This window comes from Duganella alba, assembly GCF_009674495.1.
GTDB classification, from domain to species: Bacteria; Pseudomonadota; Gammaproteobacteria; order Burkholderiales; family Burkholderiaceae_D; genus Rugamonas; species Rugamonas alba.
Genome location: NZ_WKJN01000011.1, coordinates 133,176 through 154,100, shown reverse-complemented (window position 1 = coordinate 154,100; position 20,925 = coordinate 133,176). Strand labels below are relative to the sequence as shown.

20 protein-coding genes and 1 pseudogene are annotated in these 20,925 nt (G+C 64.5%); 14 read left to right on the top strand and 7 right to left on the bottom strand.

The window, feature by feature from the left end; all coding sequences use genetic code 11:
- Nucleotides 1–8 precede the first annotated feature (8 nt).
- From murQ to GJ695_RS13565, 6 genes are all read left to right on the top strand, one after another.
- Nucleotides 9–887, top strand: a complete 879-nt coding sequence (murQ, locus tag GJ695_RS13590; protein ID WP_154365540.1) for an N-acetylmuramic acid 6-phosphate etherase — start codon at nucleotides 9–11, stop codon at nucleotides 885–887.
- A gap of 75 nt (nucleotides 888–962) precedes the next feature.
- On the top strand, nucleotides 963–2,222 hold the full coding sequence (locus GJ695_RS13585; protein ID WP_154365539.1) for an MFS transporter: 1,260 nt from the start codon (nucleotides 963–965) through the stop codon (nucleotides 2,220–2,222).
- Nucleotides 2,223–2,254: 32 nt separating this feature from the next.
- Nucleotides 2,255–3,934, top strand: coding sequence for a glycoside hydrolase family 10-like protein (locus GJ695_RS13580; protein ID WP_166455182.1), 1,680 nt, complete (start codon nucleotides 2,255–2,257; stop codon nucleotides 3,932–3,934).
- Between the two features lie 2 nt (nucleotides 3,935–3,936).
- Nucleotides 3,937–4,836, top strand: a complete 900-nt coding sequence (locus GJ695_RS13575; RefSeq protein WP_154365622.1) for an N-acetylglucosamine kinase — start codon at nucleotides 3,937–3,939, stop codon at nucleotides 4,834–4,836.
- A gap of 20 nt (nucleotides 4,837–4,856) precedes the next feature.
- Nucleotides 4,857–5,720, top strand: a complete 864-nt coding sequence (locus tag GJ695_RS13570) for an N-acetylmuramoyl-L-alanine amidase (protein ID WP_154365535.1) — start codon at nucleotides 4,857–4,859, stop codon at nucleotides 5,718–5,720.
- Nucleotides 5,721–5,736: 16 nt separating this feature from the next.
- The gene (locus GJ695_RS13565) at nucleotides 5,737–6,351 is read left to right on the top strand and encodes a M15 family metallopeptidase (RefSeq protein ID WP_154365533.1); all 615 of its coding nucleotides are present in this window, start codon (nucleotides 5,737–5,739) and stop codon (nucleotides 6,349–6,351) included.
- Here the strand turns inward: GJ695_RS13565 and ampC are convergent.
- The 6 genes and pseudogenes from ampC to GJ695_RS13540 all read right to left on the bottom strand — a co-directional run bounded on the left by ampC (nucleotide 6,348) and on the right by GJ695_RS13540 (nucleotide 13,042).
- Nucleotides 6,348–7,475 (bottom strand): class C beta-lactamase, encoded by a 1,128-nt coding sequence (gene ampC / locus GJ695_RS13560; protein ID WP_154365620.1) that lies wholly within the window; start codon nucleotides 7,473–7,475, stop codon nucleotides 6,348–6,350. The genes GJ695_RS13565 and ampC overlap by 4 nt on opposite strands.
- A gap of 42 nt (nucleotides 7,476–7,517) precedes the next feature.
- Complete coding sequence (gene blaOXA / locus GJ695_RS30640) at nucleotides 7,518–8,315, bottom strand: class D beta-lactamase (protein WP_371866529.1); 798 nt, start codon at nucleotides 8,313–8,315, stop codon at nucleotides 7,518–7,520.
- Between the two features lie 69 nt (nucleotides 8,316–8,384).
- Nucleotides 8,385–9,281 (bottom strand): annotated as a pseudogene (locus tag GJ695_RS30635) (M56 family metallopeptidase); the annotation flags it as partial.
- Between the two features lie 66 nt (nucleotides 9,282–9,347).
- Entirely contained in the window at nucleotides 9,348–10,325 is a 978-nt protein-coding gene (locus GJ695_RS13550) for an aldo/keto reductase (protein WP_154365529.1), read from the bottom strand.
- Nucleotides 10,303–11,820 (bottom strand): D-alanyl-D-alanine carboxypeptidase/D-alanyl-D-alanine endopeptidase, encoded by a 1,518-nt coding sequence (dacB, locus tag GJ695_RS13545; RefSeq protein ID WP_154365527.1) that lies wholly within the window; start codon nucleotides 11,818–11,820, stop codon nucleotides 10,303–10,305. Before dacB ends, GJ695_RS13550 begins: the two co-directional genes overlap by 23 nt.
- Nucleotides 11,804–13,042, bottom strand: a complete 1,239-nt coding sequence (locus GJ695_RS13540; RefSeq protein ID WP_154365525.1) for a spore maturation protein — start codon at nucleotides 13,040–13,042, stop codon at nucleotides 11,804–11,806. Before GJ695_RS13540 ends, dacB begins: the two co-directional genes overlap by 17 nt.
- Before the next feature lie 98 nt (nucleotides 13,043–13,140).
- Between GJ695_RS13540 and GJ695_RS13535 the strand changes: the two genes are divergently transcribed.
- The 8 genes from GJ695_RS13535 (at nucleotide 13,141) to GJ695_RS13500 (ending at nucleotide 19,800) form a co-directional block, all read left to right on the top strand.
- Entirely contained in the window at nucleotides 13,141–14,832 is a 1,692-nt protein-coding gene (locus GJ695_RS13535) for an ABC transporter substrate-binding protein (RefSeq protein ID WP_154365523.1), read from the top strand.
- 20 nt (nucleotides 14,833–14,852) lie between these two features.
- Complete coding sequence (locus tag GJ695_RS13530) at nucleotides 14,853–15,767, top strand: YihY/virulence factor BrkB family protein (RefSeq protein ID WP_154365521.1); 915 nt, start codon at nucleotides 14,853–14,855, stop codon at nucleotides 15,765–15,767.
- A gap of 380 nt (nucleotides 15,768–16,147) precedes the next feature.
- A complete protein-coding gene (locus GJ695_RS13525) occupies nucleotides 16,148–16,402 on the top strand; it encodes a hypothetical protein (RefSeq protein WP_154365519.1) in 255 nt (84 codons plus the stop codon).
- A gap of 60 nt (nucleotides 16,403–16,462) precedes the next feature.
- Nucleotides 16,463–16,762 (top strand): ArsR/SmtB family transcription factor, encoded by a 300-nt coding sequence (locus GJ695_RS13520; RefSeq protein WP_154365517.1) that lies wholly within the window; start codon nucleotides 16,463–16,465, stop codon nucleotides 16,760–16,762.
- The gene (locus tag GJ695_RS13515; RefSeq protein WP_154365515.1) at nucleotides 16,759–17,220 is read left to right on the top strand and encodes an arsenate reductase ArsC; all 462 of its coding nucleotides are present in this window, start codon (nucleotides 16,759–16,761) and stop codon (nucleotides 17,218–17,220) included. Before GJ695_RS13520 ends, GJ695_RS13515 begins: the two co-directional genes overlap by 4 nt.
- A complete protein-coding gene (locus GJ695_RS13510; RefSeq protein ID WP_154365513.1) occupies nucleotides 17,214–18,494 on the top strand; it encodes an arsenic transporter in 1,281 nt (426 codons plus the stop codon). The genes GJ695_RS13515 and GJ695_RS13510 overlap by 7 nt, the downstream gene beginning before the upstream one ends.
- A 10-nt stretch (nucleotides 18,495–18,504) precedes the next feature.
- On the top strand, nucleotides 18,505–19,215 hold the full coding sequence (gene arsH / locus GJ695_RS13505; RefSeq protein ID WP_154365511.1) for an arsenical resistance protein ArsH: 711 nt from the start codon (nucleotides 18,505–18,507) through the stop codon (nucleotides 19,213–19,215).
- A 9-nt stretch (nucleotides 19,216–19,224) separates the two neighbouring features.
- Nucleotides 19,225–19,800 carry a flavin reductase family protein gene (locus GJ695_RS13500; protein WP_154365509.1) on the top strand — a complete coding sequence of 192 codons (576 nt, stop codon included), beginning with the start codon at nucleotides 19,225–19,227 and terminating at the stop codon, nucleotides 19,798–19,800.
- Here GJ695_RS13500 and GJ695_RS13495 read toward each other — a convergent pair.
- Complete coding sequence (locus GJ695_RS13495; protein ID WP_154365507.1) at nucleotides 19,797–20,924, bottom strand: acyl-CoA dehydrogenase family protein; 1,128 nt, start codon at nucleotides 20,922–20,924, stop codon at nucleotides 19,797–19,799. The two genes, GJ695_RS13500 and GJ695_RS13495, sit on opposite strands and share 4 nt — an antisense overlap.
- Nucleotide 20,925: the final 1 nt, after the last annotated feature.

The following is a 20,925-nucleotide window of genomic DNA, read 5'->3' as shown; positions in this document are numbered from 1 at the left end:
GTCTGCCCATGCTCAAGACTGAAAGCCCGAGTACACAGCACAGCCAACTGGACCTTTACTCGGTGGAGGAGCTGGTTGACGCGCTGGTGGACGACCAGGCGCTGGCGGCGCAGGCCGTCAAGGCGGCCTCTTCCAGCATCAGCGCGGCCGTGACGGCGATGGCGTCGCGCATCGCGGCGGGCGGCCGGCTGGTGTACGTGGGCGCCGGCACCTCCGGGCGGCTGGGGATATTGGACAGCGTCGAACTGCCGCCAACCTTTTCCTGGCCGCCTGAACGGGCGATGTCCTTGCTGGCCGGCGGCCTGGGCGCGATGTTCCAGGCGGTGGAAGGCGCGGAGGACGACCGCAACAAAGGCGCCGCCGATCTGCGGCTGCTCTATCCCAATTTCAACGATGTGATTTTGCTGCTGGCCGCGTCCGGCACCACGCCGTATGTGCTGGGAGCCTTGCAGGCGGCGCGCACGGTCGGTGCGCTGACGATCGGCATCGCCAACAATCCCGCCACGCCGCTGCTGGTGGGCGCCGATATCGGCATCTGCCTGGACACCGGCGCCGAAGTCATCTCCGGCAGCACGCGTCTGAAGGCCGGCACGGCGCAAAAGATCGCGCTAAACACGCTGACCAGTGCGCTGATGGTGCGGCTGAACAAAGTCTACGGCAACCTGATGGTGGACCTGCAAGCAACCAACGTCAAACTGATCGAACGTGCGGTTCGCCTGACCATGCACGCCACCGGCGCCGACGCCGAAGCCGCGCGCCAGGCGCTGGAGCAATGCCAATACCAGGTCAAAGTCGCCATCATCATGCTGCAAAAACACCAGACCGCCGCCGACGCCCAAGCCCTGCTCGACCACCACACCGGCAACCTCCGCGCCGCCCTGAAATAAATCCGGGGTCAGGTCCCCCATTTCTACACGAGCTCATGCTGAAATGGGGGACCTGACCCCGGAGTGAAAGGTTTTATGAAGCAACAACGTAGTGCGTGGACTTGGGTGCCGAGTGTGTCGTTTGGACAGGGGGTGCCGTATGTGGCGGTGATGATGCTGTCGACGGTGATGTACAAGAATCTCGGCATTTCGAATGCGGATCTGGCGTTTTATACGGCCTGGCTGTATCTGCCGTGGGTGGTGAAGCCGTTGTGGTCGCCCATCGTGGAGCTGTTCGGCACCAAGCGGCGCTGGACGGTGTTGATGCAGCTGGTCGGCGGCGCCGGTCTGGCGGCGGTGGCGCTGACGCTGCATGCGCCGGATTTCTTTCGCTGGACGCTCGTCATCTTCTGGCTGATGGCGTTTTCTTCCGCCACGCACGATATCGCTTCCGATGGCTTTTACATGCTCGGCTTGCCGACCCAGCGTCAGCAGGCGGCCTTCGTCGGCGTGCGCAGTGCGTTCTACAAGCTGGCGATGATCAGCGGGCAAGGCGGGCTGGTGTATCTGGCCGGCGAGCTGATGAAGTCCACCGGCGATCCGGTCCACGCCTGGTCGGCGGTGTTTGCGCTGATGGCGCTGCTGTTCCTGGCGCTGTGCGCCTATCACCAGCTCATGCTGCCGCGCCCGGAGGCGGATCGGCGCCACGTCACCGGCGCGCTGTGGCGGGATTTTGCGCAAACCTTCCGCAGTTTTTTCCAGAAGCCGGAGATCATCACCACGCTTGGCTTCCTGCTGCTGTACCGCCTCGGCGAGGCGCAATTGCTGAAGATGGCCGCGCCCTTCCTGCTCGATCCACGCGCCAAGGGCGGCCTCGGCCTCAGCACCTCGGATTTCGGCCTGGTCTACGGCACCATCGGCGTGTGCGCGCTGGTGCTGGGCGGGCTGGCCGGCGGCGTGGCGGTGTCGCGCTTCGGCCTCAAGCGCGCCCTGCTGCCGATGGTGTGCATCATGCACGTGCCGGACCTGGTGTTTGTCTACCTGGCCACGGCGCTGCCGGACAATCTGATGCTGGTGTCGCTGTGCCTGGCGGTGGAGCAGTTCGGCTACGGTTTCGGCTTTGCCGCCTTCATGCTGTACATGGTGCTGGTGGCCGATGGCGAGCATAGAACCGCGCATTACGCCATGTGCACCGGCTTCATGGCCCTCGGCATGATGTTGCCGGGCATGGTCAGCGGCTGGATACAGCAACAGCTTGGTTATCAACATTTCTTCATCTGGGCCTGTATTTCGACCTTGCCGGCGTTTGTGATGGCCGTCCGGGTGCGCATTCCTGCTGAATTCGGCCGTGAATAGCCATTACAATACGTTCTCAACTGATGCGGAGAGTGGTTTTGGTTTTTAATGCGAAGAAGCGGCTGACCCTGTCGGTCGGTGTGGCGGCTGGCGTGGCGGCGCTGCTTGAGGGATGTTCCAGTACGCCATCAGCGCCGGCGCCCGACGCCGGCACGGCCCCCGCGCGTCCGCCGGAACCATCGCCGCGGCCGACGCCTGGCGGGCCGGTCGCGGCCGCAGCGCCATCCGATCCGACCATGCCGCCGCCAGCGCCGCGCGAATTCCGCGCCGCCTGGGTATCCACCGTGGCCAATATCGATTGGCCCAGCCGCAGCAACCTGACTACCGCCAAGCAGCAGACCGAAGCCCTCGCTATCCTCGACCGCGCGCGGGCCATGAATTTGAACGCCATCGTGCTGCAGGTGCGCCCGAGCGCCGATGCGATTTATCCGTCCGAGCTGGAGCCTTGGTCGGAATTCCTCACCGGCCAGCAGGGCCGCGCGCCGGCGCAGCCGTGGGACCCGCTGCAATTCTGGATCGAGCAGGCGCACGCGCGCGGACTGGAACTGCATGCGTGGTTCAATCCCTACCGCGCGCGCCATGCGACGGCCAAGTCGCCGCTGGCCGCCAACCATATCGGCCGCACGAAGCCGGAGGTGGTCAAGCCCTACGGCCGCTATCTGTGGATGGATCCGGGCGAAGCCGCCGCCTCGCAGCACACGCTGGACGTGGTGCTGGACGTGGTGCGCCGCTACGATATCGACGGCGTGCATATCGACGATTACTTCTATCCGTATCCGATCGATACGCCGAATGCCGCCGGGCCGGAAGGCGTGGCGCTGGACGGCGGCGTCGGCGCCAAGCAGGAGCTGGAGTTCCCGGACCAGCTGTCGTGGCAGCGCTATCTGCTGGCCGGCGGCACGCTGGACCGCGCGCACTGGCGCCGCCAGAACGTCAACTCGCTGATCGAGGCGATGTACCTCGGCATCCGCAAGGAGAAGTCGTGGGTGCGCTTCGGTATCAGCCCATTTGGAATCGGCCGTCCGGATCGCCGGCCGGCCGGCATCATCGGTTTCAGCCAGTACGACAAGCTGTATGCGGATGCGGAACTGTGGCTGGCCAACGGCTGGCTCGATTACCTGGCGCCGCAGCTGTATTGGCCGGTGGCGCAGGCGCCGCAGGCCTTCGATGTGCTGCTCGATTACTGGCTGGCGCAGAACACGCGCGGCCGCCACGTCTGGCCCGGCCTGTACACCAGCCGCATCGACAACAGCATCAAGGCTTTCGCGCCGGAGGAAATCGTCAAGCAGATCGGCGTCACGCGCAGCCGCAGCGGCGTGCGCGGCCACCTGCACTTCTCGATCGCGGCGTTGATGGAGAACCGCAAGGGCATCACCGATCAGCTGAAAACGCAGTCGTATCAAACCGCCGCGCTGACGCCGCCGACGCCGTGGCTGGGCGCCGATGCGCCGGCCGCACCGCAGGCGGCCACGCGGCGCGAGGGCAATGGCGTGGCGCTCAAGCTGTCGGCCAGCGCCGGCAAGCCGGTGGCGCATTACGCGATCTGGTCGCGCTACGGCGCCGAGTGGCGCTTCGCGGTGGCGCCGGCGTCGCGTCCGGTGCTGCTGCTGGCCGACGATGCGGCGGGCGGCGCGGCGCAGGCCGTGGTGGTCAGCGCGGTCGACCGGCTGGGCAATGAAAGCGAACGTATCAACGTTTATACACGGAGTTGATGATGAGCGATCTCGGTCTGGGCATCGATGCAGGTGGCACGCAAACCCGTTGGGCGCTGGCCGATGCGGCGGGCGCCATTGTGGCCGAGGGCAGTGTCGGCGGCATGTCGGCCACGCAGATGGGCAGCACCGCCGGCCGCGATGCGGTGCGCGGCATCTTCGCCATGCTGGCCACGCAGGTGCTGGCGGCCGGGCAGCCGGTGCGCGTATGCGCCGGGCTGACCGGATTTGACGGCGTCGGCACGCAGGCCACGCAGCTGCTGGCGGAGGTGCTGAAGCTGGCGCCATCGGCCATCAGCATGCGCAACGACGTGGAGATCGCCTACCTGGACAGCTACGCGCCGGGCGAAGGCTATCTGGTCTACGCCGGCACCGGCTCCATCGCCGCGTGGATCGACACTGAAGGCCAGTTCCACCGCGCCGGCGGCCGTGGCGTCACGCTCGATGACGGCGGCGGTGGCTTCTGGATCGCGCGCGAAGCCATGCGTCACATCTGGCGCCTGGAAGACGAGCATCCCGGCGTGTGGCAGCAATCGGCCATGGCGCGCGCGGTGTTTGCGCAGATCGGCGGCAGCGACTGGGCCTTGTCGCGCCAGTTCATCTACGGCCAGGATCGCGGCGCCATCGGCAGCCTGGCGCTGGCCGTCGCCGCCAGCGCCGATGCCGATCCGGTGGCGCGCGCCATACTCGAACAGGCGGGCCGCGAACTGGCGCGCATCGCGCTGGCGCTGGTGGGTCGCTACGGCGCGCGGCCGATTGCGCTGGGCGGACGTGCGGCACATCTGCATCCGCTGATCGCGCAGAGCATGCGCGCGGCGCTGCCTGCCGAGCTGTCGCTGACGCCGCGCCACACGCTGGCGCACCACGCCGCAGCGCGGATTGCTCTACACTCCCATCATTGAATCGATTGCCGAGGCCACCCATGAAGATTGTTCCGCTGCTTGCCCTGACTGCCTTGGTGGCTGGTTGCGCCACGGCGCCACCGCCGGCCGCGCCGCGCTTCGACCATTCGCAGACCGCTCGCGGACAGAGCGATCGCATCAAGTACATCATCGTTCACTACACGGTGAGCGACACGCCGCGCTCCATCAAGACGCTGACCACCACCGACGTCAGCGCGCACTATCTGCTGACGGATACGGAGCAGCCGTTCTTCTACACGCTGGTGGACGAGTCGCGCCAGTCGAACCATGCGGGTTACAGCAGCTGGAAGATCTACAACCAGCTCAACTCCGCATCGATCGGCATCGAGATCGTCAATCCGGGCTTCACGGAGACGCCGCAGGGCCGCGTGTATGCGCCGTTCAAGCAGGCGCAGATCGATCAGCTGATTTTGCTGTTGAAGGATATCGTCAAGCGCCACAACATCGCGCCGGGGAATATCCTCGGTCATAACGAGATCGCGCCGCAGCGCAAGCAGGATCCGGGGCCGCTGTTCCCGTGGAAGCAGCTGGCCGATGCCGGCCTGATTCCGTGGCCGGAGCCGAGCCGCGTGGCCGCGCGCCTGCCGGGCTTCCAGGAACAACTGCCGGAGGTGACGTGGTTCCAGCGCAAGCTGGCGGACCATGGCTACGCCGTGCCGCAGAATGGCGAGCTGGATCAGGCTACGCGCAATGTAATCTCGGTGTTCCAGACCAAGTACCGCCCGGCGCTGTATGACGGCACGCCGGATGCGGAAACCGCCGCGCTGCTGGATGTGCTGACCACGCCGATTCCGGCCTTGCCCGCCGCACCGGCAGCACCGGCAGCACCGGTCACGCCAGCGCCAGCCGCTCCGGCCGAGTAGCCGCACACTGACCGCCATGAACGCGCCGACCGTCCCCTGCGAAGCGATCCACGGCCATCCTGATTTCCGCCGGCTGGACAGCATCGCAGGCATCGCGGTCGACCTGCGCTACGCCACGGCCGACAATTTCGTCGGCCAGGATCTTTACTCTCCGCTGGATTGCCACTGGCTACACAAGCACGCGGCCGCAGCGCTGGAACAATCGGTCGCCTGGCTGGCCGCGCACAAGCCGGAATACAGGCTGCTGGTACTGGACGCACTGCGTCCGCAACGTGTGCAGGAGCAGCTGTGGACCACGCTGCAAGGCACCGATCTGCTGACCTACATCGCCGAGCCGGCACGCGGCTCCATCCACTCCTTCGGCATGGCGCTCGACCTCACGCTGCTGGACGCACAAGGACGTGAACTCGACATGGGCACCGGCTTCGACGACATGAGCGAACGTTCGCATCCCGCGCTGGAAGCCGACATGCTGGCCGCCGGCGAACTGACCGCGCAGCACCTCGACAATCGCCGCTGGCTGCGCGACGCCATGCAGCACAACGGCTGGCATGGCATCAACACCGAGTGGTGGCACTTCGATTGCGGCGACCGTCTGCACGTGCGCCGCCACTACACGCGCGTGCTTTAGTTTTTCTCCAGCTGCGCCATGATCTCCTGCGCCGCCTTGACGCGCGCCGGGATCGGATAGTTTTTGTTCGCCAGGATGACGATGCCGATTTTCTTCTCCGGCACAAACGCCACGTAAGCGCCAAAGCCGCCGGTGGCGCCGGTCTTGTTGTACCAGGTGTTGTCCGAGGCCGGCTTCGGTGGCGTCAGCAGTTTCACCGGATTGGCTTCGCGGCTCATCTTGTTGGAGTTCCCGGCCTGCAGCGTGTCGGACGACACCGGGTACGGATACTGTTCCCAGCCCAGTCCCTGCACCATGCCGCCGATCTGGTAGTAGCCCACGTGCGTGCCTTCAATCGCGCGGCGCAGCGTCGCATCCAGATGGCCAGGATCGATATTCGCCTGCACGTAGCGGATCATGTCCGACACGCTGGAACGCACACCATAGGTCTGCGCCGAGAACAGCTCGGGCCCCATGCGCACCGCCTTGTTCTCCTGGTTGTAGCCCCAGGCGTAGTTGCCGACCGCGTTTTGCGGCATGCGGATGTAGGTGCCGTTCATGCCCAGCTTGGGCAGGATGTCCTTTTCCAGCACGTCTTCCGGATTGCTCTTCAGCGCCAGGCCGGCCAGGTAGCCGAACATGCCCAGGCTTGGATTGGAATACTCGCGGATCTTGCCCGGCGCCGCCTTTGGCTTGAACTTGCCGTAGTAGTCCAGCATGCCGGCTTCGTCGTCGGTCACGCTGTCCGGGAATTGCAGCGGCAGGCCGCCGGCGGTATAGGTGCCGAAGTTGAGCACCGTGGCCTTGTCGAGCGCCGTGCCTTTCAGCTTCGGCACGTAGCGGCTTGGATGATCGTCCAGCGACAGCTTGCCCTGCACCAGCGCATACGATGCCACGGTGGCGGTGAAGGTCTTGCTGACCGAGCCCAGTTCGAACAGCGTCGTCTCGCTCACCGGCGTGCCGGTTTCCTTCGAAGCCAGGCCGTAGCTGAAGAACGCAGGCTTGCCGTTGACCGTGACGGCGACGGCGATGCCCGGCACGTCGTACTCCTTCATGATCGGCTTGATGGCCTGGTCGACGACCGTTTGCAGGTCGGCGGCGCCGGCGACGGATGTGCAGCAGCATGCTGCGATGGCATAGGCCATGCGGCTCAGTGTAGACAAGATGTCTCCTTGTGTGGGTGGTGGTTAAAGCGTGTCGAGTTGCGTTGCTACGTCGCGCAGGAAGGCTTGCCTGGTGCGCAGGCCGGCGTAGGTTTCCTGTCGGTGGTCCAGCACCATGCGGGCGAACACGATGGTGCGCGCGCCCTTCGTAGCCCAGCCGACGTACCAGCCGTACTGGCGGGTGTTGTCGTCGCGGCCATCGGCCAGCACCGGCGAGGCGGTGCCGGTTTTGCCGGAAATGGTCCAGCCGTTGTCCAGCGTTTGCGGATTCAGGATGCGGGCCGTCATCTCGTAGGCGTGGACCGATACCGGCAGCTGGCGGTTGACGATCTTGCGCAGGAAGTCGACCTGCTCGTCCGGCGAAATCGCCAGCGAGGAACCGATCCACGACTGCGTCAGGCCATTGTGCTTGCCGGCGTCGCCGGAGACGTCGCGGTTGCCGTAGCCGAAGCTGTCGATGTAGTGCTGGAAGCGCGCGTCGCCCAGCTTGGTGGTGACCTGCTGCGCGTACCAGACGTTGGAGTATTTGATCCAGCTGGTGGGATCGGTGTCGGCGCGCCACTCGCTGTTCCAGCTGGCGTAGGTTGGCTTGTAAGGCAGCAGCGGCGTGTGTTCGTCGATCAGGTGGCCGCTGTCATAGCCCATCAGGCTGACGACGATGTTGAAGGTGGATGCCGGCGTGGCGCGCGCATCGCACTGGCCGTCGTGGCGCAGACGCTGGCCGGTGGCGGCGTCCATCAAGGTGGTGCAGGATAGCAGCGTGGGACTTTGCGACGCCAGCGACGGTTGCAGCGCCAGGCTGGTCGCCAGTACGGCGGCCAGGCCGGCCAGCGTGGCGATGCGCACCCACGGTCCTTGTGGCGCCTTGCCCGGATTGCGGATCAGCGCGATGCGGTCGGCCAGCGTGGCCGGCGTGACGTTGCCGAAGGCGAGTGCTGTGGATATCGGCGCCTGTTGCAGCTTCAGTTGCGCCACCAGCGCGGCGGCGTAGGCCTTGCGCTGCGCCGGCGGACGGCCTTGCAGCACTTCGCGGTCGCAGCCCAGTTCCTGCGCCCACGAGAGCTGGATGCGCAGCAGTCGCATGAAGGGATTAAACCAGAGCAGCGTTTGCAGCACGATGCCGGCGCTGGCCCATTGCAGGTCGTTGCGGCGCCAGTGCGTCAGTTCGTGTTCGAGGATCATCTGGCGCTGGTCCGCATCGAAAGCGCGCAGGTGCAGCGGCAGCAGCAGGCGTGGGCGGAACAGGCCAAACAGCATCGGCGAGATCGGTGCATCGACTTCGATGGTGTCGACCGGGGCGACGCCGCTCTTGTTGCCGGCGACGGCCAGCGCATGCAATGCGCGGCGCGTGTGCAGCAGCTGGAGCAGCGTGTAGGCGAGTCCCAACGCGTACAGCAGCAGCCAGCTTTGCGCGGCCCAGGCAAGATAGGTTTGTGGCGTGGTGGTGGCCGCAGGTGCTGGCGTGACGGTGGCCGGTGTTGCGGCGTCGTTGCCGGTGCGCGGCGCGGCGGCTGGCGTGGAGAAGCTTTCGATGTCGATTGGCGGCAGCATGCGCAGGCGTTCGCTCTGCGGCAGCAGGATCAGCAGGAAGGCCAGGACCACCGTGCATTGTCCCAGCAGCCACACCGAACGCTGCGCGGCGACGCCCGGCAGCCAGCGCCGGCAAAGTGCCGTCACCGCCCACACGCCCAGGCCGGCGGCCACGCAGCCGCCGCTGGCCAGCGCAAAGCGCAGGGCTAGCGGCTCAAAACCGGCAAAGGTGGCGAAGATAGACAAGGCAAGCTCCATGTGCGACTGTTGCCACCATTATGCGACAACTGTCGCAAACAGGTCAAGCGCTGATTTTCAGCCGTTTCAGCGGTCGACGTTGGCCATGCGCTCGGCGCTGTAGCGCGGGCCGGACACCTGTTTCAGCGCGCTTTCCAGCGTGGCGATTTCGCTGGCGCTGAGCACGACGTCGGCCGTTGCGGCGTTCTGTTCCAGGTTAGCGCGGCGGCGGGTGCCGGGAATCGGCACGATATCGTCGCCCTGCTGCATCACCCAGGCCAGTGCGACCTGACCGGCGGCCAGACCGCGCGCGGCGGCGACATCGCGCACCACTTGGGCGGCCTGCATGTTGGCGTCGAAGTTGGCGCCTTGCATGCGCGGGTCCTGGTTGCGGAAATCGGTCGGCGGATATTCCTCCGCGCGCTTGGCGGTGCCGGCCAGGAAGCCGCGTCCCAGCGGGCTGAATGGCACCAGGCCAATGCCCAGTTCGCGCAGCACGGGGATGATGTCGTCTTCCAGATTGCGTTCCCACAGCGAGTATTCGCTTTGCAGCGCGCTGATCGGGTGCACCGCGTGGGCGCGGCGGATATTGGCCACGCCGGCTTCGGACAGGCCGAGGTAGCGCACCTTGCCCTCTTTCACCAGCTCGCCCATGACGCCGACCACCTCTTCAATCGGCACCTTGGGATCGATGCGGTGCTGGTACAGCAGGTCGATGTAATCGGTGCCGAGGCGGCGCAGCGAACCTTCGACCGCGACGCGGATATGCGCCGGATCGCTGGTGACAGCGTTGCGCACGCCTTCGCGGATGTCGAAGCCGAACTTGGTGGCCAGAATGACCTCGCTGCGGCGGCCCTTGAAGGCGCGGCCCAGCAATTCCTCATTGTGGTACGGCCCATAGACTTCCGCCGTGTCGAAGAAGTTGATGCCCAGTTCAATGGCCCGGTGCAGCGTGGCGATCGACTCGCCCTCGTCCGCCGCGCCATACACATTGCTCATGCCCATGCAGCCCAGGCCCTCGGCCGAGACGGTTAATCCTTGCTTACCTAACAGACGTTGCTTCATGCGATGCTCCTGGTTGGTTGCCGGAACGCGCGACCCAGTCGATCAGTTCATCCAGGACGGCGCGGCCGGCGCCGTTGGCGACGTGTTCGTCGTTGAGGATGGCGACCACGATGCAGGGTTGATTGTTGGCGTCGGGCACGTAGCCGGCGATGGCGATAACGCCTGTCAGGCTACCAGTTTTTATCCGCGCGCGCTGGGCGGCCGGGCTTTCTTTCAGGCGGCGGCGCATGGTGCCGTCGGTGGCGGCGATCGGCAGGCTGGAAAGGAATTCCGGCATCCACAGGCTTTTCTGGCCGGCTTGCAGCACGCCGGCCAGTTGCGCCGCCGTGGCGCGTTCGGTGCGCGACAGGCCGGAGCCGTTGTCGAGAATCAGGCCGTTGCCGTCGATGTTGTGCTGTTGTAGCCAGGCGCGGATGGCGGTTTCGGCGCGCATCGCGGTGCTGGCCTGGTTGGCGTCCGGCGCCAGCGGGCGGCTGCCCAGCATCGGATCGGCTTCCAGACTGCCGAGGCTGAGGAAGATGGTGCGCGCCAGCGTGTTGTCCGATTGCTTGTTGGTGTCGCGCAGGACTTCGGGCAGCGAGCGGGAGACGTGGTCGGCCAGCAGGCGGGTGGCGGATGCGGCTGTCGTCGGCTCGGTGGCTTCGCGTACTTCGCCGCTGATGGCGCCGCCCAGCTTGTTCCACTCGGCCAGCAGCAGGCGCGCCAGGTAGTCCTGGCTGTCGAGCACATTGATGCTGGTGGACTTGACGCAATCTTTCGGGAAGGTGCCGTGCAGGGTCACTTCGATGCGGTCGCCCTTGCGCGCGTAGTCCGGCGAGCGCCAGCCGTTTTCCCAGGTGGCGCAGGCGGCGTCGGTCAGTTTCAGCTCCGAGCGGATGGTGACCTTGTCCAGTTCCGGTTGCATCACCAGCGCCACTTTGCTGGCGGTGGAGCGCATCTCCACTTTCAGCAGGTTGGTGTTGGCCAGCGCCGCATTCGGGATGACGTTGTAGTAGGCCCATGGATATTCATCGAACGGCGGCTGCCCCGCATCCGGCCGCGACGGCGTGAACAGCAGGCGGTCGATGATGATGTCACCCTTGATCTTGCGGATGCCCTGGTTGCGCAGCGCTTGCAGCATGTGCGCCAGCGCGTCTTCGTTGAGGTCGGCATCGGCGCCGCCGCGCACGATCAGGTCGCCTTGCAGCACGCCGTTGACCACGTCCGCGCTGCTGCGCAATTCGGTGCGGCCGCGGAAGGTCGGGCCCAGCTGCTCCAGCGCGGTGAGCGTGGTGAACAGCTTCATGGTCGACGCGGGCTGCATGCTTTGCTGCGGATTGTGCGACACCAGCACGGTATCGCCGCGCAGCACGAGCACGCCGGCCGCCGACAGCGGAATATTCGACGACTGCATCAGCCGCGCCACCGGTTCCGGCAGATCGGCCGCCTGCGCGGCGCCGGCCGCGATCAGCGCGGCGGCAACAAGCCGGCGCAAAATTTTAATGGAAGAAGACATAGGAAATCGCAATCGCAGCAAGCACGCCGGCGAAATCGGCGATCAGGCCGCAGGAGATCGCGTAGCGCGTCTTGCGGATGCCGACCGAGCCGAAATACAGCGCGACGATATAGAAAGTGGTATCGGCCGAGCCCTGGAACACGCAGGCCAGGCGGCCGACAAAGGAATCGACGCCATGGGTTTGCATGGTGTCGATCATCATGGCCTTGGCCGCGCTGCCGCTCAGTGGCTTCATCAGCGCGGTTGGCAGGGCCGCAACGAAATCGGTGTCGATGCCGAGGTGGCTGAACAGCCAGCCGAAGCCCTGCACCACAAAGCCCAGCAGGCCGGCGTTGCGGATCACGCTGATCGCCACCAGCATGCCGACCAGGTAGGGAATCACGGTTAGCGAGGTCTGGATGCCGCCCTTGGCGCCTTCGATAAACGCCTCGTAGACGTTGACCTTCTTGCGCAGCGCGCCGATGATGAAGCCGCCAATCACCGCCATCAGCACGAAGTTGCTGAACACCTTGGAGAACGTTTCGATTTCCGGCTTGGTCAGGTAATTGGTGAAGTACCAGACCAGCGCCGCGATGAAGGCGGTGATGCCGCCCAGCCAGCCCACCACCACGCGGTTGAACAGGTTGATGCGCTGGCGGATGGAGACGGCGATGATGCCGGTCATGGTCGCCACGTAGGTGGCCACCATGCAGGGAATGAAAATGTCGGACGGATCGGCCGCGCCCAGGATCGAGCGCTGCGCCATGATCGCCAGCGGAATCAAGGTCAGGCCGGATGTGTGCAGCACCAGGAACATGATCTGCGCATCGGTCGGCTCGTCCTTGTTGGGATTGAGCGTTTGCAGGCTTTCCATGGCCTTCAGGCCGAACGGCGTGGCGGCATTGTCCAGGCCCAGCAGGTTGGCCGAGAAATTCATCACCATGTGGCCGGTGGCCGGATGGTTCGACGGCACGCCGGGGAAGATGCGCGAGAAGAACGGCGCGATCAGCTTGGCCAGCAGGTCGATGGCGCCGGCTTTCTCACCGATGTTCATGATGCCGAGCCACAGCGTCATCACGCCGGCCAGCGGCAGGGCGATGTCCATCACGCCGGTGCGGGCGGAATCGAAAGTGCCGTCGATGATGCGCTTGAAGATTTCCGTATCGCCCAGGAAAAGAAACTGCGCCAGTGCGGCCAGAAATCCCACCAGGAAGAAGCCAGACCAGATGTAATTGAGCGACATTTTTCTTGTGTGCAGTGGGCGATTTGCAAAGTATAGCGGGTAAGCAAGCTCAAAAAGTTATAAGCTGCCGCTTTACTGTGCGAGGAACGATGGGAAGGATGCTGAAAAAATACGCAGCCGCCATGCTGGCGCTGGCCGTCACCGCCACCACCGCTGCCGGTGCCGCCAGCACCGTCGCTCCGGCGGACGCCGGAGTCCATGCCGAGCAAAAAGTCCTGCACGCCTTCCTCAGCACCGGCGAAACCGGCCTCGATCCCGCCGTCGCCTCCGACGTCGCCAGCCTCAGCCTGCTGGAAAACCTGTTCGATCCGCTGCTGCGCTACGACTATCTGGCTAGGCCGGTCAAACTGATTCCCAACACGCTGACCGCCATGCCTAGCGTGGAAGACGGCGGCCTGAGCTACACTTTCCACCTGCGTGAGGACATCTACTTCACGCCGGACGCCGCCTTCAAAGGCGCGCACAGACAGGTGACGGCGGAAGATTACGTCTACAGCTTCAAGCGCCTCTACGATCCGGCGCTGAAGTCGCCCTGGCTGTACCTGTTCGACGGCGTGACCGAGATCCGCGCGCTGGACAAGTTCACGCTGCGCATCCGTCTGAAAGCCGCCGATCCCAATTTCCTCTACTACCTGGCGATGCCGGCCGCCGGCGTGGTGGCGCGCGAGGTGATGGAAGCTTACGGCGCGCAAGCCGGCAACCACCCGGTCGGCACCGGCCCGTTCAGGATCGGCACGTGGAAGCACAGCGACCAGATCATCCTGCTGGCCAACCGCGATTTCCGCCCGACGGAATTTGACGGCAAGCGCCTGCCCATCCTCGACCGCATCGACATCAAAATCGTCGAGGAATACCAGTCGCGCGTGCTGGGCTTCCTGAACGGCGAATTCGATTTCCTGGAGCAGCTGCCGGAATCGATGAAGGAAATGGTCCTCACGCCGGACGCCAGGCTGAAACCGGAACTGGCCGCCAAGGGCATCGTCCTCGCGCCATTCCCTGTGCTGCAAACCTATTACATGTGGATGAACATGGACGATCCGCTGATCGGCGGCTACGGCAAGGACAAGGTCGCGCTGCGCCGCGCCATCGCGCTCGGCTACAACAGCGCCGAGGACGTGGCGACCATGAAGAAAGGCCTGGCCATCCCCGCCGTCACGCCGCTGCCGCCCAATGTGCTCGGCTACGACGCCCGCTACCGCAGCCCGGTCGCCTACGATCCGGCGCTGGCCAACGCGCTGCTGGACCGCTACGGCTATCGCAAGGGCAAGGACGGCTACCGCAGCCAGCCGGACGGCAAGCCGCTGATGCTGGTGATGCACAGCGAATCGTCCACCGTCGGCCGCCTGCGTGACGAGCTGTGGCGCAAGAACCTGAACGCCATCGGCCTCAACGTCACCTTCAAGAGCGACAAGAAAACCGAAATCATCAAGGCCTCCCGGCTTGGCTCGGTGATGATGTTCGAGACCAACTGGGTCGCGGACTTCCCCGATGGCGACAATTTTTACCAACTGCTGTACGGCCCCAACGCCGGCCGCGCCAACTACGCCCGCTTCAACCTGCCTGCCTACAATCAGCGTTACGAGCAAGCCCGCTTGATGGGAGATTCGCCGCGGCGCACCGCGCTGTATGATGAACTTGCGCAACTTATCCACGCCTACACGCCGTGGGTGCTGCTGACGCATCCCATTTCCGCCGACCTGCAACAGCCGTGGCTGAAAAATTACCGCCGTCATCCGGTGGAGTTCACCAACTGGCGTTATCTGGACGTGGACGCACATACCGCTCGCTGAGGCGGGCATAGAATGAGAGCATGAACCTACTCAACCGCAGGGCACTGGCCTATGTGGCCGGTCATCCCATGGATTTCACGGTGCAGTGCCTGAAAGGCTTCCGCGCCAACCAAGGCCTGCTGCTGGCGGGCGCGGTGGCGTATTACTCGCTGCTGTCGATCGTGCCGCTGCTGATGCTGGTGGTGGTGGCCTTGTCACACGTGATTCCGCCCGATGAACTGCTGGCCACCGTCGGCCGCTATCTGAACTGGCTGGTGCCGGGACAGTCCAAGCCTATCGTGGCCGAGGTCGCGCATTTCCTCGAACACCGCGACCTGGTCGGCGGCGTGCTGGTGGTCAGCATGCTGTTCTTCAGCTCGCTTGCGTTCACGGTGCTGGAAAACGCCATGTGCGTGATCTTCAAGCACCGGGTGGCCATACGGCGCCGGCATTTCATGATCTCGGCGGTCATGCCCTACTGCTACATCCTGTCGCTGGGCGCCGGCATGCTGCTTGTGACGCTGGTGGCGGGCAGCCTGCAGGTGCTGGGGCAGGAAAGCGTGCAGCTGTTCGGCTACAGCTGGTCGCTGAACGGCGTGTCGGGCGTGCTGTTGTATCTGCTGGGGCTGGCCGGCGAGGTGCTGGTGCTGTCGTCGATTTACCTGGTGATGCCGGTCGGGCGGCTGTCGCTGTCGCATGCGCTGATCGGCGGCGTGACGGCGGCGCTGCTGTGGGAAATCGCCCGGCGCATCCTGGTGTGGTATTTCTCCACGCTGTCGCAGGTCAACGTGGTGTACGGTTCGATGACCACCGCCATCATCGTCATGTTCAGCCTGGAGATCGGCGCCACGCTGCTGCTGTTCGGCGCGCAGGTGATTTCCGAATTCGAGCGCGTGGGCCGCGAACGGCCGCAGCACGCGCCGCAGCCGCTGACCACCGAAGCGGTGCCGAAATAAAATTTGTGCGGCGCACAAAAAGTGTGGTACACTACGTTCGTGGTTGAGGTTTGCATGCAAACAGTCCCACACCCGGCAGATGCGCCGCGCCCAGAGTAGTGTAAGTTCGATGGCGCAGGTGACGCAGAAGCCGGGGTTGTAGTCCCGAAGACATTAGTCGATTTACACGTCGGGGGCACCACGCAGATAGCATGGGCGCCTGAGACGCCGCCTCACCTGGCAGATAGCCCTGGAGATGGTGCGATTGAAGCATAGGTAATACATTGGAACGAAGCCCGCAGAGATGTGGGCTTTTTTTTCGTCCGCATTTTCGTTCCCCTTTTGCGCTCGCCCAAACGGCCCGGTCGGCGTCCGCCTATTCTGGCGGATGGAGGTGGATCATGGAATTTGCTTTTACGCTCAGATACCGTCTTGCCCAGCACGATTGCGACTATGACGCGCTGGCCGGGCGGCTGGCGGCCTCGGATTGCGCCGATGCGGTGGTCGGCGTCGGCCGCAACGGCTATCTGGCGCTGAGCTTCCTGCGCGAGGCCGGCAGCGCCGAGGCGGCGCTCTCCGGCGCCATCGCAGACGTCGAGCGCGCCGTGCCGACAGCCGAGCTGATCGATATCCGTTCGGACTTCATGCCGAATTAATTTTCCACGTCATTTCAATATTATTTGAAATATCGAATTGTTTACGGTAGCATGGCCCGCATGGATACCAAACAAACCCTGGCCGCGCTGGCGGCCCTGGCGCAGGAAAGCCGGCTGGCCGTGTTCCGGCTGCTGGTGCAGAACGCGCCGGACGGCCTGGCCGCCAGTAAAATCGGCGAGCGCCTCGATATTGCGCCGTCCTCCCTGTCCTTTCACCTGAAGGAGTTGTCGCATGCGGGCTTGATCGCATCGCGCCAGGACGGACGCTTCGTCATCTATTCGGCGGATATCGCCGCGATGAATGGCCTGATAGGCTTTTTAACTGAAAACTGCTGCGGTGGCGTCTCGTGCAAACCATGAACATTCTTTTTCTGTGTACCGGCAATTCGTGCCGCTCGGTGTTGAGCGAGGCGACCTTCAATCATCTGGCGCCGCCGGAATGGCGGGCGATCAGCGCCGGCAGCAAGCCAGCCGGCCAGCTGCATCCGCGCGCGGTGGCGCTGTTGCAGCGCAAGGGCATTTCGACTGACGGCTATTACAGCAAATCGTGGGACGATTTGCCGGTGACGCCGGATATCGTCATCACCGTCTGCGGCAGCGCCGCCGGCGAGACTTGCCCGGCCTATCTCGGTCCGGTGCTGCGCGCGCATTGGGGCGTGGAGGATCCGAGCCATCTGCTTGGCAGCGAAGAGGAAATCGAGGCCGCTTTCGAGCAGACTTACCGCATTCTGCGCGCGCGCATCGAAGCCTTCCTGGCGCTGCCCGCCATCACCAAACAGGAACTGGACCGCATCGGCACGCTGGGTGCCGGATGCTGAGCGCCCTGCTGATTTTTATCGCCACGCTGGTGCTGGTGATCTGGCAGCCGCGCGGCCTGGGCATCGGCTGGAGCGCGTCGCTGGGTGCGGTGGCGGCGCTGCTGGCGGGCGTGATCCATGTCGGCGATATTCCGGTCGTGTGGCACATCATCTGGAACGCCACGGCGACCTTTGTGGCCATCATCATCACCAGCCTGCTGCTGGACAAGGCGGGCTTCTTCGAATGGGCGGCGCTGCACATGGCGCGCTGGGGCGGCGGCAGCGGCAAGCGGCTGTTCGTCATGCTGGTGCTGCTGGGCGCCGCCGTCTCCGGACTGTTCGCCAATGACGGCGCGGCGCTGATCCTGACGCCGATCGTCATCGCCATGCTGCGCGAGCTGCGCTTTTCGGCCAAGGCCACACTGGCGTTTGTGATGGCGGCCGGCTTCATCGCCGACACGGCCAGTCTGCCGCTGGTGGTGTCCAACCTGGTCAACATCGTGTCGGCCGATTATTTCCACGTCAGCTTCGCGCGCTATGCGGCGGTGATGGTGCCGGTGAACGTGGTGTCGGTGGCGGCCACGCTGGGTGTGCTGATGTGGTTCTTCCGCCGCGATATTCCGGCCGATTACGATGTCACGCAGATCAAGGACCCGGCGCTGGCGATCCATGATCGCGCCACCTTCATCGCCGGCTGGTGGGTGCTGGGCGTGCTGCTGATCGGCTTCTTCGTGATCGAGCCGATGGGCGTGCCGATCAGCGTGGTGGCGGCGGTGGGATCGGCGGTGCTGCTGGTGGTGGCGTCGCGCGGCCATCGCATCTCCACGCGCGAGGTGTTGCTGCATGCGCCGTGGCAGATCGTGATCTTCTCGCTGGGGATGTATCTGGTGGTGTATGGCTTGCGCAATGCGGGGCTGACGGCGTATCTGACTTCGGCGCTGGACTGGTGCGGCCAGTATGGCGTATGGGGCGCGGCGATGGGCACCGGCTTCCTGACGGCGCTGCTGTCGTCGATCATGAACAACCTGCCGACGGTGCTGATCGGCGCGTTGTCGGTGGATGCGACGTCGGCGCAAGGCGTGGTGCGCGAGGCGATGATTTATGCGAACGTGATCGGCAGCGACCTGGGACCGAAGATCACGCCGATCGGCAGCCTGGCCACGCTGCTATGGCTGCACGTGCTGGCCAACAAGGGCATGCGCATCTCGTGGGGCTACTACTTCCGCGTCGGCATCTGCTTGACCTTGCCGGTATTGTTTGTCACCCTGGCGGCGCTGGCCGTCCGCTTGAGTTGATAGGGGCATCATGATTCCGGATCTGCCAAACATTCATGCTGAACTGCTGGATATCCCGACCATGGAAAAGCTGGCGCCTGCCGGCGAATTGACCCATGCGCCGCGCATCCTGATGCTGTATGGCTCGCTGCGCGAACGCTCGTTCAGCCGCTTTCTGACCGAGGAAGCGGCGCGCATCCTGGAGTTTCTGGGCGCCGAAGTAAAAATTTTCGATCCGGCCGGTTTGCCGATGGCGGACAGCGTGAGCGAAGATCATCCCAAGGTGGTGGAGCTGCGGACGCTATCGCTGTGGTCCGAAGGACAGGTGTGGTGCAGCCCGGAGCGCCACGGCGCCATCACGGCGGTGATGAAGAACCAGATCGACTGGATACCGCTGGAGCAAGGCGCGCTGCGACCAAGCCAGGGGCGCACGCTGGCGGTGATGCAGGTATGCGGCGGATCGCAATCGTTCAACGTGGTGAACACCATGCGCTTGCTGGGGCGCTGGATGCGCATGTTCACGATACCCAACCAGTCTTCGGTGCCGATGGCGTACAAGGAATTCGATGAGGCCGGCCGCATGCGCCGCTCAGGCTATTATGATCGCGTGGTGGATGTGATGGAAGAATTAGTCAAGATGACGCTGTTGCTGCGCGGCCGCACGGATTACCTGACCAACCGCTACAGCGAGCGCAATGAGGTGGCGGTCAAGGCGATCAATCGTCAGATCGCAAAAATTTAGGAGTATCAGTTGGACCAACATATCAAACCAGTGGAACTGGAAAAAGCCTATCGCCTGTTGAACCATGGGCCGACGGTGCTGGTGTCGGCCAGCCATGGCGGCGTGCGCAATGTGATGTCGGCGGCATGGTCATGCGCGCTGGATTTTTCGCCGCCCAAGGTGACGGTGGTGCTGGACAAGGCCACCGCCACGCGTCCGCTGGTCGAGCAGAGCGGCTTTTTTGCGCTGCAGGTGCCGAACATGGCGCAGCTGGAGCTGACCTATAACGTCGGCCACGCCAGCATGACCGACATGCCGGACAAGCTGCAGAGGTTCGGCGTGGAGCTGTTCCAGGCCGATGGCTACGACGTGCCGCTGGTGGTGGGCTCGTCGGCGTGGCTGATCTGCAAGGTGATTCCCGAGCCGCGCAATGAACAGGTGTATGACCTGTTCATCGGCGAAGTGGTGGCGGCGTATGCCGACACGCGCGTCTTCAACAACGGCCACTGGGAATTCGAAAAAGCCGATCCACGCTGGCGCAGCCTGCACTACATCGCCGGCGGCACCTTCTACGCCATCGGCGACGAGGCGGTGGTCAGGACTTAAAGCGCGCGGGCGATGAGGATTTTCTGGATGTCGCTGGTGCCTTCGTAGATCTGGCATACGCGGGCGTCGCGGTAGATGCGTTCCACCGGGAAGTCGCTGACGTAGCCGTAGCCGCCGTGGATCTGGATGGCGTCGGAGCAGACCTTCTCCGCCATCTCGGAGGCGAACAGCTTGGCCATCGCGGCCTCCTTCAGGCATGGCAGGCCGGCGTCCTTCATCGACGCGGCGTGCAGGATCAGCTGGCGCGCGGCTTCGATCTGCATCGCCATCTCGGCCAGCTTGAATTGCACCGATTGGTGTTCGAAGATCGGCTTGCCGAAGCTTTCGCGTTCGCGCGCGTAGCTCAACGCCGCTTCGTAAGCGGAGCGCGCCATGCCCACCGATTGCGAGGCGATGCCGATGCGGCCGCCCTCCAGGCCGGACAAGGCGATCTTGTAGCCCTGGCCTTCTTCGCCGATCAGGTTCTCCGCCGGAATGCGGCAGTTCTCGAACAGGATCTGCGCGGTGTCGGATGAATGCTGGCCCATCTTCTGCTCGATGCCGGCGACGATGTAGCCCGGCGTCGCGGTCGGCACCCAGAACGCGCTGATGCCTTTCTTGCCGGCGCTCCTGTCGGTCACCGCCATCACAATCGCCACGTCCGCGTGCTTGCCGCTGGTGATGAATTGCTTGACGCCGTTGAGTACATAGTGATCGCCATCGCGCGTGGCGGTGGTGCGCAGGGCGGCGGCGTCGCTGCCGGTATGCGGTTCGGTGAGGCAGAAGGCGCCCAGCATGTCGCCTTGCGCCAGTGGCCGCAGCCATTGTTCCTTCTGCCGCGCGTTGGCGTACATCATGCCGATGCTGCACACCGGGCAGTTGTTGACGGAGATGACGGTGGAGGTGCCGCCGTCACCGGCCGCGATTTCTTCCAGCACCAGCGCCAGCGACACGTAATCCATGCCGGCGCCGCCCAGTTCTTCCGGCACCGCGACGCCGAAGGCGCCCAGCGCGGCCAGTTCCTTCAATTCCTCTTTGGGGAAGTGGTGTTCCTTGTCCCAGCGCGCGGCGTTGGGGGCGAGGCGCTCCTGTGCAAACGTGCGCAGGGCGTCGCGGATCATTTCATGTTCCTGGCTCAGTATCATG